The organism is Dankookia rubra (assembly GCF_004355005.1).
Classification (GTDB): Bacteria; Pseudomonadota; Alphaproteobacteria; order Acetobacterales; family Acetobacteraceae; genus Paracraurococcus; species Paracraurococcus ruber_A.
This window is the reverse complement of sequence record NZ_SMSJ01000043.1, coordinates 1-13,212: the sequence shown is the minus strand read 5'-3', so window position 1 is coordinate 13,212 and position 13,212 is coordinate 1. Positions and strand designations below refer to the sequence as shown.

General features: G+C 74.1%; 18 protein-coding genes and 1 other RNA gene. 9 read left to right on the top strand and 10 right to left on the bottom strand.

Annotated elements, in window-relative coordinates:
• The first annotated feature begins 62 nt into the window (after positions 1 to 62).
• On the top strand, positions 63 to 1,976 hold the full coding sequence (locus E2C06_RS23370) for a TRAP transporter permease (protein ID WP_133291010.1): 1,914 nt from the start codon (positions 63 to 65) through the stop codon (positions 1,974 to 1,976).
• Positions 1,970 to 3,010 carry an amino acid ABC transporter substrate-binding protein gene (locus tag E2C06_RS23365; protein WP_241671432.1) on the top strand — a complete coding sequence of 347 codons (1,041 nt, stop codon included), beginning with the start codon at positions 1,970 to 1,972 and terminating at the stop codon, positions 3,008 to 3,010. The genes E2C06_RS23370 and E2C06_RS23365 overlap by 7 nt, the downstream gene beginning before the upstream one ends.
• 137 nt (positions 3,011 to 3,147) lie before the next feature.
• Here E2C06_RS23365 and E2C06_RS23360 read toward each other — a convergent pair whose 3' ends face one another.
• Positions 3,148 to 3,924: an SDR family NAD(P)-dependent oxidoreductase gene (locus E2C06_RS23360; RefSeq protein ID WP_133291009.1), complete on the bottom strand. Its 777-nt coding sequence runs from the start codon at positions 3,922 to 3,924 to the stop codon at positions 3,148 to 3,150.
• A 97-nt stretch (positions 3,925 to 4,021) separates the two neighbouring features.
• Here E2C06_RS23360 and E2C06_RS23355 point away from each other — a divergent pair, with 97 nt between their 5' ends.
• Entirely contained in the window at positions 4,022 to 4,243 is a 222-nt protein-coding gene (locus E2C06_RS23355) for a hypothetical protein (protein WP_133291008.1), read from the top strand.
• Positions 4,244 to 4,304: 61 nt separating this feature from the next.
• Here the strand turns inward: E2C06_RS23355 and E2C06_RS23350 are convergent, their stop codons facing one another.
• Positions 4,305 to 5,330 carry a lysine-2,3-aminomutase-like protein gene (locus tag E2C06_RS23350; RefSeq protein ID WP_370451473.1) on the bottom strand — a complete coding sequence of 342 codons (1,026 nt, stop codon included), beginning with the start codon at positions 5,328 to 5,330 and terminating at the stop codon, positions 4,305 to 4,307.
• 42 nt (positions 5,331 to 5,372) lie between these two features.
• Between E2C06_RS23350 and epmA the strand changes: the two genes are divergently transcribed.
• Positions 5,373 to 6,416 carry an EF-P lysine aminoacylase EpmA gene (gene epmA, locus E2C06_RS23345; RefSeq protein WP_133291007.1) on the top strand — a complete coding sequence of 348 codons (1,044 nt, stop codon included), beginning with the start codon at positions 5,373 to 5,375 and terminating at the stop codon, positions 6,414 to 6,416.
• 23 nt (positions 6,417 to 6,439) lie between these two features.
• Here epmA and E2C06_RS23340 read toward each other — a convergent pair whose 3' ends face one another.
• The 8 genes from E2C06_RS23340 to E2C06_RS23305 all read right to left on the bottom strand — a co-directional run bounded on the left by E2C06_RS23340 (position 6,440) and on the right by E2C06_RS23305 (position 11,524).
• The gene (locus tag E2C06_RS23340; RefSeq protein WP_133291006.1) at positions 6,440 to 6,832 is read right to left on the bottom strand and encodes a DUF2171 domain-containing protein; all 393 of its coding nucleotides are present in this window, start codon (positions 6,830 to 6,832) and stop codon (positions 6,440 to 6,442) included.
• A gap of 50 nt (positions 6,833 to 6,882) precedes the next feature.
• Positions 6,883 to 7,605, bottom strand: coding sequence for an FkbM family methyltransferase (locus E2C06_RS23335; RefSeq protein WP_133291005.1), 723 nt, complete (start codon positions 7,603 to 7,605; stop codon positions 6,883 to 6,885).
• Entirely contained in the window at positions 7,605 to 8,486 is an 882-nt protein-coding gene (locus tag E2C06_RS23330) for a PhzF family phenazine biosynthesis protein (RefSeq protein ID WP_133291004.1), read from the bottom strand. The genes E2C06_RS23335 and E2C06_RS23330 overlap by 1 nt, the downstream gene beginning before the upstream one ends.
• Positions 8,476 to 8,904 carry a VOC family protein gene (locus E2C06_RS23325; protein ID WP_133291003.1) on the bottom strand — a complete coding sequence of 143 codons (429 nt, stop codon included), beginning with the start codon at positions 8,902 to 8,904 and terminating at the stop codon, positions 8,476 to 8,478. Before E2C06_RS23325 ends, E2C06_RS23330 begins: the two co-directional genes overlap by 11 nt.
• Positions 8,904 to 9,545 carry a thiamine phosphate synthase gene (gene thiE, locus E2C06_RS23320; protein ID WP_133291002.1) on the bottom strand — a complete coding sequence of 214 codons (642 nt, stop codon included), beginning with the start codon at positions 9,543 to 9,545 and terminating at the stop codon, positions 8,904 to 8,906. Before thiE ends, E2C06_RS23325 begins: the two co-directional genes overlap by 1 nt.
• Before the next feature lie 39 nt (positions 9,546 to 9,584).
• The gene (locus E2C06_RS23315) at positions 9,585 to 9,941 is read right to left on the bottom strand and encodes a DUF4345 family protein (RefSeq protein WP_133291001.1); all 357 of its coding nucleotides are present in this window, start codon (positions 9,939 to 9,941) and stop codon (positions 9,585 to 9,587) included.
• A gap of 98 nt (positions 9,942 to 10,039) precedes the next feature.
• Positions 10,040 to 10,963 (bottom strand): class I fructose-bisphosphate aldolase, encoded by a 924-nt coding sequence (locus E2C06_RS23310; RefSeq protein ID WP_133291000.1) that lies wholly within the window; start codon positions 10,961 to 10,963, stop codon positions 10,040 to 10,042.
• Positions 10,964 to 11,026: 63 nt separating this feature from the next.
• Positions 11,027 to 11,524: a hypothetical protein gene (locus tag E2C06_RS23305; protein ID WP_133290999.1), complete on the bottom strand. Its 498-nt coding sequence runs from the start codon at positions 11,522 to 11,524 to the stop codon at positions 11,027 to 11,029.
• A 68-nt stretch (positions 11,525 to 11,592) separates the two neighbouring features.
• Here E2C06_RS23305 and E2C06_RS23300 point away from each other — a divergent pair, with 68 nt between their 5' ends.
• From E2C06_RS23300 to E2C06_RS38840, 5 genes are all read left to right on the top strand, one after another.
• On the top strand, positions 11,593 to 11,847 hold the full coding sequence (locus E2C06_RS23300) for a hypothetical protein (protein ID WP_133290998.1): 255 nt from the start codon (positions 11,593 to 11,595) through the stop codon (positions 11,845 to 11,847).
• Positions 11,848 to 11,850: 3 nt separating this feature from the next.
• Positions 11,851 to 12,186 (top strand): cell division protein ZapA, encoded by a 336-nt coding sequence (locus E2C06_RS23295; protein WP_133290997.1) that lies wholly within the window; start codon positions 11,851 to 11,853, stop codon positions 12,184 to 12,186.
• 64 nt (positions 12,187 to 12,250) lie between these two features.
• Positions 12,251 to 12,405, top strand: a non-coding RNA gene (gene ssrS / locus E2C06_RS23290) — 6S RNA.
• A complete protein-coding gene (locus E2C06_RS23285) occupies positions 12,392 to 12,991 on the top strand; it encodes a 5-formyltetrahydrofolate cyclo-ligase (RefSeq protein ID WP_133290996.1) in 600 nt (199 codons plus the stop codon). The genes ssrS and E2C06_RS23285 overlap by 14 nt, the downstream gene beginning before the upstream one ends.
• A gap of 34 nt (positions 12,992 to 13,025) precedes the next feature.
• A partial coding sequence (locus E2C06_RS38840; protein WP_206664663.1) for a hypothetical protein occupies positions 13,026 to 13,212 on the top strand: 187 nt, incomplete at its 3' end.

Genomic DNA, 13,212 nt, shown 5'->3' with positions numbered 1-13,212 from the left:
CCGTCGCCGCCCCGTCGCGCGGGAGGAACACACGGCCCCCGCGACCCTGTCTAGGACTTCCCATGCGCGACCTGGCCGTGCCGCTCAAGCTTGCCCTGACGCTCTGGCTGGCCGCCGCCTCGGCCATCCATCTCTATTTCGGCGGCTTCGGCTTCCCCGAGCCGATCACCATGCGCGGCTTCCACCTGCTGGTCTTCGTGCCGCCGCTCTTCCTGCTGTACCCCGCCCGCAAATCCTCCCCGCGATCGCGCCCGAGCCTGCCGGACTGGCTCTGGGCCGCGGCGGCCGCGGCGCCGCATGCCTGGGTGATGTGGAACTGGGACTTGGTCTCGGACCGCATGGAATACGTCGACCCCTTCTCGCCGCTGATGATGGCGCTCGCGGTGCTGGCGATCGTGACGCTGCTGGAGGCGACGCGGCGCGCGGTCGAGGTCGGGCTGGCCTGGATGATCATCATCAGCCTCGCCTACATGCAGTGGGGCTGGCTGATCCCCGGCGTGCTGAACAGCCGCCCCTTCACCCCGGCCGAGATCCTTGAGGCCTCCTGGCTGGTGCCGACCGCGGGCGGGGTCTACGGGCCGCTGACCGGCATCGTCGCCACCACCATCGCGGTCTTCATCGTCTTCGGCAGCTTCATGCAGGGCAGCGGCACGGGGCGGCTGTTCAGCAACCTCGGCGCCGCCGCGGCCGGGCGCTTCACCGGCGGGCCGGCCAAGGTCGCCGTCATCACCTCCGGCCTGTTCGGGACGATGAGCGGGTCCTCCGTCTCCAACGTCATCACGACCGGCGCCATGACCATCCCGCTGATGGTCCGCATCGGCTACAAGCCGGCGGTCGCCGGCGGGATCGAGAGCGCGGCCAGCGTCGGCGGCGCCCTGATGCCCCCGGTGATGGGCGCCGCGGCCTTCGTGATGGCCGAGGTCACCAACATCCCCTATGCGCAGATCGTCGTCGCCGCGGCGATCGGCGCCGTCCTCTACTACTTCGCCATCCTGGTCGGGGTGCATGTCGAGGCGAAGAAGGCCGGCATGGCGCCGATGGCGGCGGTTGACATCCCGCCCTGGCGCGAGGTGGCGCAGGACGCGCACCTCGTCGTCCCGGTCGCCCTGCTGGTCTGGCTGATGATGGACCGCTGGTCCGGCAACTACGCCGCCTTTTGCGCCACCATCGCCATGGTCGCCGTGGCCGCGCTGCGCCGCCGCACCCGGATGGGCTGGCGGCAGGTGCTGGAGAGCCTGGCCAATGCCGGCCAGACCATGGCGCCGCTGGCGGTCTCCATCGCCGGGGCCGGCATCGTCGTCTCGGCGCTGACCGCGACGGGGATGGTCGTGGCGCTCGGCGGCATCATCAAGGACCTGGCCGGCGGCAGCTTCCCGGTGCTGCTGGTGCTGCTGGCGCTGACCGTGCTGGTGCTGGGGATGGGGCTGCCGACGACGCCCTCCTACATCATCGCCGCGGCCATCGGCGTGCCGCAGATCCTCGACCTCGGCAGCGTGGCGCTCGGCGTGCCGCCGCAGGAGCTGGTGCTGCCGGCGCATCTCTTCATCTTCTACTTCGCGGTGCTGGCGGATGCCTCGCCGCCCGTGGCGGCGGCGGCCTTCGCCGCGGCGGCGATCGCCCGGGCCTCGCCGCTGCTGACCAGCGTCCATGCGACCCGGCTCGGCATCGCCGGCTTCACCGTGGGCTTCGCCTTCCTGTACGACCCCGGGATCATGCTGCGCGGCGGGCCGGGCGCGATCCTGGTGGCGACCGCCATCCAGGTGGTGGCGCTGACCGCACTCTGCGCCGCCTATGCCGGCTTCCTGCTGCGGCCCATCGGGCCGGTGCTGCGCCTGGCGCTGGGGCTCGCCGGGGCGGCGGCCGCTTTCTGGCACGGCATCCCGGACCTGCTGCGGCTGGCGGTCGCCGCCGGGGCGCTCGGCGGGCTGGCCGCGCTGCAACTGGCCCGTCCGCTGGAAGGAAGATCGCGATGCTGAAATCCATGGCAAGGGTGCTCGGCCTGCTGCTGGCCGCCGGGGGCGTGACGGGGGCCGCGGCGCAGACCGCGGCGCCGCCCGGCCCGACCCTCTCGGCGGTGCGGGCGCGCGGCGCGCTGTCCTGCGGCATCTCCACCGGCGACCCGGCCTGGAGCGCGCCCGACAGCCGCGGCGAATGGCAGGGCATGGATGCCGATGTCTGCCGTGCCATCGCCGCCGCGGCGCTCGGCGATCCGAGGAAGCTGGTCTGGCAGCACCTGACCGGGCAGAACCGCTTCCCCGCCGTGGTGACCGGGCAGGTCGAGGTGCTGACCCGCACTACCACCTGGACCTTCATGCGCGACGCGACGCTCGGGCTGAATTTCACCGCGCCGAATTTCTACGACGGCCAGGGCTTCCTGGTGCGCGCCAACAGCGGCATCACCGCGGCGAAGCAGCTCGACGGCGCCAGCATCTGCTTCGTTTCCGCCAGCACGCACGAGCTGAACCTGTCGGACTGGTCGCGGGCGCAGGCGTTGCGCTTCACCCCGGTGATCTTCGCCGACAAGGACGAGGCCCGCCGCGCCTACGAGGCCAACCGCTGCGACAGCTACACCGGCGATGCCAGCCAGCTCGCCGCCATCCTCGCCGGCTTTCCCGACCGCGCCGCGCATGTGCTGCTGCCCGACCGCATCAGCAAGGAGCCCTATGCGCCATCGGTCAAACAGGGCGACGACCAGTGGTTCGACATCGTGCGCTACGTCATGTTCGGCCTGGTGGAGGCGGAGGAGCTCGGCATCACCAGCGCCAATGCCGATGCCATGCTGGCCGAGAGCCCGAGCCCGGCGGTGCAGCGGCTGCTGGGCAGGACCGGCGACCTCGGCCCTGGCGTCGGGCTGGACCGCGCCTGGATGCTGAACGCCATCAAGGCGGTGGGGAATTACGGCGAGATCTACGACCGGCACCTGGGCAAGCACAGCGCGGTGAAGCTGGACCGCGGGCTGAACGAGCTGTGGAGCCGCGGCGGGCTGATGATCGCGCCGCCGATGCGGTAGAAGGCCGGGGAGAAGGTATTCTCCCCGGACCCCTCATCTATTTCTCCGGGTCGGCACGCGTCGCGCGGCGGACGCCAAGCCCACAAGAAGGAAGGGTGGGGTTCGGGGAGGGAATGCTTTTCCCTCCCCGATCTTCCCTACCGGTTCCGTCTCGCCTGCCGCAGCGTCGGCAAGCCGATCCCCGCCGCGTCGAAGCCGCCATCCACCGCGATCTCCTGCCCCGTCAGGTAGCTGGCGCGGTCGGAGCAGAGAAAGAAGATCGCCTCGGCCAGCTCCTCCTCCAGCCCGTAGCGCGCCAGCGGGATGGCGTCGTGGTAGTCGCGGCGGATCTCCGGCGTGTGCACCGCCTTGGCCATCGCCGTCTCGACCGGCCCCGGCGCCACCGCGTTCACCCGGATGCCGAGCGCCGCCAGCTCCACCGCCTGCTGCTTCGTCAGGTGCGCCAGCGCCGCCTTGCTGGTGCCGTAGGCGACCCGCAGGGTGGAGGCGCGCAGGCCGGAGATCGAGGTGACGTTCACCACCGCGCCGCCGCCGCCCTCCGCCATGACCGGCGCCGCCGCCTGGGTCGTCAGGAAGGGCCCGGTCAGGTTCACCGCCAGCACGCGGTTCCACTCCTCCGGCGTCGTCTCCAGCAGCGGCTTGAACACCGCGGTGCCGGCATTGTTCACCAGCGCATCCAGCCGGCCGAAGCGCGCCGCGGCGCGCCGCAGGGCGGCGGAGACGGCGGCGGCATCGGCCACGTCGCAGGCCAGCGCCAGGGTGCGGTCGGGCAGGGCAAGCCCCGCCACCGCCGCCTCCAGCAGCGCCGCGTCGATGTCGAGCAGCGCCACGCGCCAGCCCTCGGCGAGAAAGCGCCGCGCGGTGGCCAGGCCGATGCCGCGCCCGGCGCCGGTCACCAGGGCAACCTTGTCCATCTCCGTCTCCCGCCTGCGGTCAGGCGGCGCAGCTATGGCAAATCGGCCGGCCGCACAACCGGTGGACACCCGCCCGCCGGCATGCTGGTCTGCCCGCATGCAGAATGTTTCCGACCGCGCCATCGCCCTGTTCTGGCTGGCCGCCGGCGCCCTGGCCGGCGCCGGGCTGGCGGCGGAGGCGCAGGCCTCCGCCGCCCTGGTCCTCGGCGCCATGGGGCTGACCTGCACCGCGCTGCGCGACATCGAGGCGCGGCAGCAGATGGCGCGCGAGCGGCGCAACGACATCCCGCCGCTGCGCTTCGTCGATACCCTGGGATAGCGCGGGTTGCGGCAGGGCCCGGACGGCCGGAGGCGCGAAGCTGCGCTGGGCCCCGCTGACGCTACCCCGCCTTCGCGTCCCATTCCGGCCCGAGCGGCACCTTGCCGCCGCCGGCCGGCCGTTCCTGCACATAGGTCGGCCAGGCCAGGCCGGTGACCCGGCCGCGCAGGGCACGCAGCAGGGCGCGGCCTTCCTCGACCGGCACGGCGAAGCGGGCGGTGCCGGGGGCGGGATCGAGCTGGTGCAGGTAGTAGGGCTTGACGCGCGCCCGCAGCATGGCGCGGAACAGCGCCTCCAGCGCCTCGGCGCTGTCGTTCACGCCGCGCAGCAGCACGCTCTGGCCGAGCAGCACCACGCCGGCGCGGGCCAGGCGGGCCAGCGCCCCGGCCGCCTCGGCGGTGAACTCGCGCGCGTGGTTGGCGTGGACGCAGAGGTACAGCGGCTTGGCCGTCTCCAGCGCCGCGGCCAGCGCCGGCGTCACCAGCCCGGGGGCGGCGACCGGCACCCGGCTGTGGATGCGGAGGATCTCGATCTGCGGCAGCGCCGCCAGCCGGCCGAGCATCGCCGCCAGCCGCCGCGGCGAGAGCATCAGCGGGTCGCCGCCGGTCAGGATCGCCTCCCGCACCGCGGGGGTCGCGGCGAACCAATCGAGCGCGGCCTCGAGCTCCGGCTCGGTCAGCAGACCGCCATCCGGGCCCACCGCCTCCCGCCGGAAGCAGAAGCGGCAATAGACCGGGCAGGCCAGCAGCGGCTTCAGCAGGGCGCGGTCGGGATAGCGGTGGACCACGCCCTTCACCGGGGTGAAGGGACCGTCGGCGGTCGGGTCGTCCAGCTCGTGCGGCGCGGTCAGCAGTTCCGCCGCGTCGGGGATGTACTGCCGGGCGATCGGGTCGGCGGGGTCCGCCGGGTCGATCAGCGCCGCCACCGCCGGGGTCACGGCTATGCTGTAGCGCGCGGCGACCGCCTCCGCCCCCGGCAAGGCCGCGGCCGGCAGCAGCCCGGCGGCCTGCAGCGCGCGCGGCGAGGTCAGGGTGCGGGTCACGCGGGGCGGGGTGCCGTCGGGCATGGTCGGCGGGGTATAGGGCATGCGGGCAGCCGCTGGAACGCTCGCCCCTGCCAGGAGGACCGAATGCCCCCGACCCCGACCTGGCACCCCGAGAGCCTCGCGGCACGCCTGCCCTTCCTCCGCCGCCGCGCCGCGCTGACCGCGGCGACCCGCGCCTTCTTCGCCGCCCGCGGCTACCAGGAGGTCGAGACGCCCTGCCTGGTCCCGGTGCCCGGCATGGAGGTCCACCTGCAGGCCTTCCGCAGCGAGTACGTCCCGCATGTCGGCGTCGGCACCGCGCGGACGCTCTGGCTGCGCACCTCGCCCGAACTCGCCCTGAAGCGGCTGCTGGTGGCCGGCGCCGGTCCGGTCTTCGAGCTCGCCCGGGTCTGGCGCAACGGCGAGGCCGGCCCGCGCCACGCCCCGGAATTCACCATGCTGGAATGGTACCGCCCCGGCCTCGGCTTCGACGGCATGATGCGGGAGACCGAGGACTTCGTCCGCGCCGTCTGCCCCGCCGTGGTCGGCCATGCCGGCGTGGCCACCGACCTCGCGCTGCCCTTCGAGCGCATCCGCATGGCAGAGGCCTTCCGGCGCTGGTGCGGCGGGCTCGACCTGCTGGCCACCGTCACGCCGGACGGGCAGGGGGATGCCGCCGCGCTCGGCGCCGCCGCGGCGGCCATCGGCACCCCGCCGCGCGAGGGCGAGGGCTGGGAGGACCTTTTCTTCCGCCTGCTGCTGGAACGGGTCGAACCGCATCTCGGGCGCGACCGCGCGACCTTCCTGACGCATTGGCCGAGCCCCCAGGCCGCGCTCGCCCGGCGCGATCCGGAAGACCCCCGCGCCGCGCTGCGCTTCGAGCTGTTTGCCGCCGGGATCGAGCTGGCCAATGCCTTCGACGAGCTGACCGACCCGGTCGAGCAGCGCGCCCGCTTCGTCGCCGACGTCGCCGCCCGCCGCGCCATCCACGGCGCCGAGGGTTGGGAGGTGGACGAGGACTTCCTCGCCGCGCTCGGGCACGGCATGCCCGAGGGCAGCGGCATCGCCCTCGGCTTCGACCGGCTGGCGATGCTGGCCGCCGGCGCCCGTTCGGTCGGCGACGTGCAGTGGCTGCCCTTCGTGCCCTGAGCCGGCGCGCCGGGCCCGTTGCATCAGGGCAGCGGGCGGCCCGGATGCGGGGCGGGCGCCTCCCCCGGCGCCGGCGCCCGCGCGCGGCCGGCGGGGGCGCCGCCATCCTCCGGCTGGCCGAATTCCCGCCGGCCATCGGCATCGAAGGTCATGCGACGCTGCGCCTCGTCCTCGTCCAGCGCCGTCGCCTCCGCTTCCGCCGCGGCGACCGACAGGCGCAGCGCGCCGTCCTGCAGCGCGGCGACCAGCGTCCGGGCGATCCAGCGGTACCGGCCGCCCGAGGCATCGTCGCTGCGCATCAGCTTGATGAACTCGCCGTCGAGGTGGTCCACCGCGCCGAGCGGCAGGCCGTCGCTGCCGATCACCGGCATGCCCCGGCGGATCGCCGCGGCCTCGCCGCCTGGTGTCTCGCCCATGTCCTGCGTCCTTCTGCCCCGAGGGCAGAACGGCGCGGCGGGGGCGGGGTTCAGCCGGCCTCGGCGGCCCGCAGCGCCGCCAGCATCGCCGGCGCCGCCTCCCGCGGCAGGAAGTAGAACACGAAGACATACGGGTCGGAGGCCTCGAAGACCGCCGGGTTGGGGCTGGCGCGCTGCATCGTCGCGCGGTCGAAGGACGCCATCGGCCGCCAGTCGCCCCAGTGCTCCCAGAAGCCGTCGTAGCCCAGCGCGTCGAGGAAGGCGGGCACCGCCCAGGTGGAGCCGGGCCGGTGCCGCTCCTCGATCTCGATCGACAGCACGGGCCGGCAGCGCCGCAGCGTGTCGCGGGCGCCGCGCAGCACCTCGTACTCGCCGCCCTCGGCATCGAGCTTCACCGCGGTCAGGTCCGCGAGGCCGAAGCCGTCGAGGCGGCGGAGCGGCACCGCGTGGCGCTGTTCGGTCACGCGCGCGTCGAGCCCGGCATAGCCCTTGGCGGTGCTCGCCCATTGCTCCTGCGGCACGCCGTCCAGCACCGGCAGGGTGAGGGTGATCTCGCCCTCCGCGTCGCCCAGCGCCTCCGGCCGCAGCGTCACGTTGGGCAGCGCGCCGGCCGCGGCCTGCAGCCGGGCGAAGGCGCTCGGCAATGGCTCGAAGGCCAGCACGCGGCTGCCGGGCAGGCCGGCGAAGGGCAGGGTGAAGGCGCCGTCATGCGCGCCGACATCCAGCAAGGTGCCGGGCCGGTGCAGGGTCCGGTGGAAGCCGAGCTCGTCCATCAGACCTCCATGGTGCCGGCGGAGACCGCCACCACCCCGCCGCCGACCGCGGCGCGGATGGCCCCCGCCGCATCGCGCCAGGCGCGCAGCATCAGGCGCGACGGCCGGCCCATCTCGACGCCCTGCTCGACCTCGAGCGCCAGGCCGTCGCCGCCCGCGCTCTGCAGCAGCAACCCGGCCAGGCCGAGATTGGCCGCGCCGGTCGCCGGGTCCTCCGGCACCCCGACCAGCGGGCCGAACGTGCGGGCGCGGCGGCGCCCGTCCGGCAGCGCGACATGCAGGTGCAGGCCGATGCAGGCGCTGGCAGGCAGGTGCGTGCGGAAGGCCGCGGTGTCGGGCGTGGCAGCGGCCAGGGCGCCGGGGTCGGCCAGCTCGGCGAAGGCCATCGCCCCGCCGCAGCCGCCGATCGCCGGCGCATGGGTGCTGGTCAGCACCGCGGCGGCGGGCAGGCCGATGCAGGCGGCGACCGCCTCCGGCGCCAGGCTCGATCTGGTGGCGTAGGGCAGCGGCGCCTCGATCTCGGCCCCGGCGACCTGGCCGGCGGCGTCGCGCGAGAGCCGCGCCACCACGCGCCCGGCCGCCTGGTCGAGCACGATGGTCTCGCCGCCCGAGGCCCGCCGCCGCGCCAGCATCACCGCGGTGCCGACATTCGGGTGGCCGGCGAAGGGCAACTCGGCGCCCGGGGTGAAGATGCGGATGCGGGCCTCGGCGCCCGGCGCCCCGGCGGGCAGGACGAAGACGGTCTCGGAGAGGTTGAACTCCCGCGCCACGCGCTGCATGGCGGCGCCGTCCAGCGCCTCGCCGCCCCTGACCACGGCCAGCGGGTTGCCGCCGAAGCGGGTCTCGGTGAAGACGTCGCAGGTCTCGAATTCAAGGTGCATCGGGCGTTTCCTCCAGCGCCTGCGAGAACCGCAGCAGGTAGCCGTCCGGATCCTGCACCAGGAATTGCCGCACCGTGACGCGGCTTTCGCCGGTCCGGTATGACGTTTCCTCCGGCCCCATGAAGAGTGGCCAGCCGGCCGCGGCCAGCGCCGCGAGGATCGGGGCCATGTCGGCGACCGCGATCTCGAAGTTCACGTGGCGGCCGAAGGGCGGCTCGGCCGGCGCGACCTCCCAGCGCTGCGGGCGGTCCTTCGGCAACTCGTCGAGCATGATGCGTGACCCGTCGCGCTCGATGCAGGCGAACCCCTCCTCCGGCCGGTCGTAGAGCAGGCGGAACCCGCAGGGGCCGCACCAGAAGCCGAGGCTGCGGCCGATCTCTGTCACCATGAGTTCGGGGACCAGGGCGGGCCGGCGCATCACCCAGCCGCGGCGATCGCCGCGTTCATCGCGCGCACCCCGGCGGCGGGTCCCTCCGGGTGGTTCCAGACCGCGCCGACCACGGCGAGGAAATCCGCCCCCGCCTCGACCAGCGGCGCGCAATTGGCCGCGGTGATGCCGCCGATCGCCACGCTCGGCACGGTGAAGACGTCCGACCACCATTCCAGCAGGCCGAGCTCGGCGCGGTGCGAGGCCTCCTTCGTCGTCGTCGGGAAGAAGGCGCCGAAGGCGACGTAGTCCGCCCCCATCTCGCCCGCCTTCATCGCGAGGTGCCGGCTGTCATGGCAGGTGATGCCGAGGATCTTCCCGGCCAGCAGCATCCGCGCCCCGGCATGGTCGCCGTCGGACTGGCCGAGATGCACGCCGTCGCAGTCCATCTCGGCGGCCAGCACCGCGTCGTCGTTCAGGATGAAGGCGACGTCGCGCGCCTGGGCGATCGGCATCAGCGTCTCGATCGCGCGGCGGACCTCGTCCGGGGCCGCGTCCTTCAGCCGGAGCTGCAGGCAGGCGACGTCGCCGGCGTCGAGCGCCGCGGCGAGCCGGTCGGCGAAGCCGGCCGGCAGGACCGGCGGGGTGATGAGGTAAAGGCGGCAGGGGGCCTCGGCGGGATCGTCGGACATGCCGGAGTGATGGCGCGGCGGCGCGGCTTTGGGAAGCGGTCAGCCGGCCCGCCGGGACCAGAGCCACAGCGCCGGCACGACGCCGAGCTCCATGCCGAGCGCCGCGACATGCGGCCAGGGCGGCAGCCCCTCCAGCGCCAGCCCCAGCAGCCGCGCCAGCCCGCCGGTCACCACCATGGCCGAGAGCGCGGCGAAGACCCGCTGCCGCGCCGCCAGGTTGCCGGCGCACCACCAGGCGAGGCCGCCGAGGCCGAGCAGCAGGCCGGAGAGGTAGCGCAGGTGGCTCGCGGTGGCCGGTCCCGTCGTGTCGCCGAGGAAGGCGGGGCCGAGCAGCGCCCCGGCGCCGCCGGCGAGGAGCGGAACCAGGGCGGCGAGGCGGATGGCGAGGGGCAGCATGGCGGCGTTACGGGCCGGGCGTGGCGGCGGATGCCGGCCGCGCAAAAAAATGGCCGGCCCGAAGGCCGGCCATCGGTCTCGGCAACCAGGCCGCAGGCTCAGTCCACCGGCGCCTTGTAGATGTCGATGATGCCGTTCAGCAGCTTCAGCGCGTCCGCCTTCGGCCGCTGGAAGGCGTTGCGGCCCATGATCGAGCCGTTGCCGCCGGCGGCATGGATCGAGCGCACCTCGGCCAGGATGTCGTCCATCCCCTTGGCCTCGCCGCCCGAGAAGACCACCAGGCGGCGGCCGCCGAAGCAGGCCTGGACCACGTGCCGGAAGCGCGCCACCGGGTCGTTCACCTCGACCGGGTACTTCTGGTAGGTCGACTTCGCCGCTTCCAGGCTGATCGCGCTGGTCGGCGGCTTCACCTTGATGATGTGGGCGCCGATCAGCGCCGCCATGTGCGCGGCATAGGCGCAGATGTCGAGCGCGGTCTCGCCGGTCTTGTCCAGCATCGGGCCGCGCGGATAGGACCAGACGACGACCGCGAGGCCGGCCGCCTTGGCCTCCTCCGCCATCTCCCGCAGCTCCTCGATCATCTCGAACTGGTATTCGGACGACGGGTAGATGGTGAAGCCGATCGCCGAGCAGCCGAGGCGGAGCGCGTCGGAGACGCTGCCGGTGACGCCCTGGTCCTTGGTGGTCGAGAGGCTGTTGGAGCTGTTGACCTTCAGGATGGTCGGGATGGCGCCGGCATAGGTCGCGGCGCCGGCCTCGATCATGCCGAGCGGCGCGGCATAGGCGTTCAGCCCGGCCTCGAGCGCCAGCTCGAACAGGTAGCGCGGGTCATAGGCCGCCGGGTTCGGCGCGAAGCTGCGCGCCGGGCCGTGCTCGAAGCCCTGGTCGACCGGCAGGATCACCACGCGGCCCGTGCCGCCCAGCTTCCCTTCCATCAGGATGCGGGCGAGGTTCGCCTTGGTGCCGGGATTGTCGCTCTCGTACCAGGAGAGGATCTCTTTCACCTTCGGCGTGAGCTGCATGGGTTTGGCCCTTTCGTGCGACCGGTACGGTGCAGCGGGATTTAGCGCGGGGTTGCCAAGCTGTCACCCGGCACCATGGCCCGCGCCGGTCAACCAGGCCGCGAGCCTGGCCCGCACACCCTCCCGTGACAGGTCGAGCGGGCCGAGGTCGAGCGAGGCCGGCCTGACCGCGCGCAGCCGGCCGCCGAGCGCCGCCGCCGCGGCTGCGACCTGGGCGAAGGCCGGGCAGGCCGAATCGAGCACCAGGTCGCGCAGCCCGGCGCGCAGCGCACCGAGCGCCTGTCCCGGCGCATCGGCGCAGTCGAGCACGGGCTTGTGCGGCACCCCCGGCACCGCCGCGGCGGCCGCCGCGACCATGGCCAGGAACCAGGCCGGGCCGAGATAGCCGGCCGCGCCCGGCGCGGAAAGCAGCAGCACGCCGCGATTCCCCGCGAGCGACAGCGCCAGCGCGGCCTCGGCCGGCGCATGCACCGTCACCGCAGGCGGATCGCCGTCCGGCGGCCCGCTTTCCAGCCCGGTTTCCGGCGGGTGGTGCCGGCGTTGACCCGTCCCGGTCGCCATGCCAAGCCTTGCAGCACGCCCGGAATCCCGCGTCCAGCGCGGCCGGCGACGGCAGTTGCGGGAGCGGCATGAGCGAGGATTCGAGGGACCCGGTGGCGATGGCGGCGGCCAGGCTGGAATCCGCCGTCGAGGCGCTGGTCGGCGCGCTGAGCCGGCCGCGGCCGATGGCGGCTCCCCCGCGGGGCGACGATGCCGACATGGTCCCCCGCGCCGAGGTCGCCGCCATGGCGGAGCGGCTGGACGCCACCATCGCCAGGCTGCGCCTGGCCTTGGCCGAGGAGTTGCGCGGCGAGCAACAGGACGGCGAGAGCCAAGGGGAGTAGCGCGTGGGTCAGGTCACCGTCCGGGTCAATGGCTACCAGCACACCATCGGCTGCAAGGATGGCGAGGAGCAGCACGTCACCGACCTGATCGCGCAGATCGAGGAGAAGGTGCGGCTGATCCGCGCCATGGGCGGCCAGTTCTCGGAATCCCGCATGCTGCTGCATGTCGCCCTGCTGCTGGCCGACGAGGGCGGCGACCTGCGCAGCGAGCTGGCCCGCGCCCGGGCCGGCATCGTCCCGCCGCCCGCTCCGGCCCAGCCGGACCCGCAGCTGGCGGAACGCCTGGCCCGCATCGCCGAGCGGATCGAGGGTCTGGCCCAGACGCTCGACCGCGGCTGACCGCGCCGGCATCTTTTTCCGCCGGCCGCTGGTTCGCCGTCCCCGGACTGCCTATATCCTCGGGGCGGGGCTGCCCGGTGCGTCAGGCAATTCATCCCCAGGGCCAATAAGCATCCTCCGGGAGCTGGCTCTGTCCGGATCTTGGTCCGGGTATCTGGTGCCCACCTGCATTAGCAGGCCTTGGGAGGATGATAGGCCAACGGCCATGGTGGCTCCGCACTCCCCCTCCGCCCCCTTCTGCGACGTCCTGCTGCGCGAGCTGAAGGCCGAGGCGCGCATGGCCGCGCTGGCCCGGCGGGAAGCCTGCGACCCGGCGCTCGGCGCCCGCCTGGCCGAACACGTGCTGGCCGGCTTCCCGCCGCCGCCCGGCGCCGTCGTCGCCGGCTTCTGGCCGATGGGCCGGGAAATCGACATCCGCCCGCTGCTGCTGGCCCTGGCCGGGCGCGGCCATCCCATCGCCCTGCCGGTGACGCCGAAGCGCGGCCTGCCGCTGGCCTTCCGCCAGTGGCGGCCGGGCGAGCCGCTTGGCCGCGGGCCGATGGGCACGCGGCAGCCCGAGGCGGGCGGGATCCTCCGCCCCGACTGGCTGCTGGTGCCGCTGCTGGCCTTCGACCGGGCCGGGCGGCGGCTCGGCTATGGCGGCGGCTACTACGACCGCACCCTGCCCACCCTGCCGGGCGCCACGTCGCTCGGCTGCGCCTATGCCGCGCAGGAGATGCCCGAGGTGCCGGCCGGGCCGGAGGATTGGCGGCTCGACGCGGTGGCGACCGAGGCGGGGGTGATCCGCACCGACCGGGACGCCTGAGAACCGCGGCGGGAAATACTCCGAATCTTTTGACGTGGAACCGGTTTCCAGACGCTCCCTCGCCACCCCGCCGCAAGGGTCCGAGAGCGGAAACTCGCCTGGCGCCGGCGGCCTCACCGCGCCGCGTTTCCCCCGCCCGGGCCGGCTGCCGGCGCTCGCCCTGCTGCTGGCCGCGGCCGGGCCGCCCGCTCCCTTGCGGGCGGCGCCAGCCGGGCCGCCGG

Excerpts from the sequence above, each read along its gene's own strand:
- E2C06_RS23370 (WP_133291010.1), top strand. The coding sequence starts at position 63 with ATGCGCGACCTGGCCGTGCCGCTCAAGCTTGCCCTGACGCTCTGGCTG.
- E2C06_RS23365 (WP_241671432.1), top strand. The coding sequence starts at position 1,970 with ATGCTGAAATCCATGGCAAGGGTGCTCGGCCTGCTGCTGGCCGCCGGG.
- E2C06_RS23360 (WP_133291009.1), bottom strand. The coding sequence starts at position 3,924 with ATGGACAAGGTTGCCCTGGTGACCGGCGCCGGGCGCGGCATCGGCCTG.
- E2C06_RS23355 (WP_133291008.1), top strand. The coding sequence starts at position 4,022 with ATGCAGAATGTTTCCGACCGCGCCATCGCCCTGTTCTGGCTGGCCGCC.
- E2C06_RS23350 (WP_370451473.1), bottom strand. The coding sequence starts at position 5,330 with ATGCCCTATACCCCGCCGACCATGCCCGACGGCACCCCGCCCCGCGTG.
- epmA (WP_133291007.1), top strand. The coding sequence starts at position 5,373 with ATGCCCCCGACCCCGACCTGGCACCCCGAGAGCCTCGCGGCACGCCTG.
- E2C06_RS23340 (WP_133291006.1), bottom strand. The coding sequence starts at position 6,832 with ATGGGCGAGACACCAGGCGGCGAGGCCGCGGCGATCCGCCGGGGCATG.
- E2C06_RS23335 (WP_133291005.1), bottom strand. The coding sequence starts at position 7,605 with ATGGACGAGCTCGGCTTCCACCGGACCCTGCACCGGCCCGGCACCTTG.
- E2C06_RS23330 (WP_133291004.1), bottom strand. The coding sequence starts at position 8,486 with ATGCACCTTGAATTCGAGACCTGCGACGTCTTCACCGAGACCCGCTTC.
- E2C06_RS23325 (WP_133291003.1), bottom strand. The coding sequence starts at position 8,904 with ATGCGCCGGCCCGCCCTGGTCCCCGAACTCATGGTGACAGAGATCGGC.
- thiE (WP_133291002.1), bottom strand. The coding sequence starts at position 9,545 with ATGTCCGACGATCCCGCCGAGGCCCCCTGCCGCCTTTACCTCATCACC.
- E2C06_RS23315 (WP_133291001.1), bottom strand. The coding sequence starts at position 9,941 with ATGCTGCCCCTCGCCATCCGCCTCGCCGCCCTGGTTCCGCTCCTCGCC.
- E2C06_RS23310 (WP_133291000.1), bottom strand. The coding sequence starts at position 10,963 with ATGCAGCTCACGCCGAAGGTGAAAGAGATCCTCTCCTGGTACGAGAGC.
- E2C06_RS23305 (WP_133290999.1), bottom strand. The coding sequence starts at position 11,524 with ATGGCGACCGGGACGGGTCAACGCCGGCACCACCCGCCGGAAACCGGG.
- E2C06_RS23300 (WP_133290998.1), top strand. The coding sequence starts at position 11,593 with ATGAGCGAGGATTCGAGGGACCCGGTGGCGATGGCGGCGGCCAGGCTG.
- E2C06_RS23285 (WP_133290996.1), top strand. The coding sequence starts at position 12,392 with ATGGTGGCTCCGCACTCCCCCTCCGCCCCCTTCTGCGACGTCCTGCTG.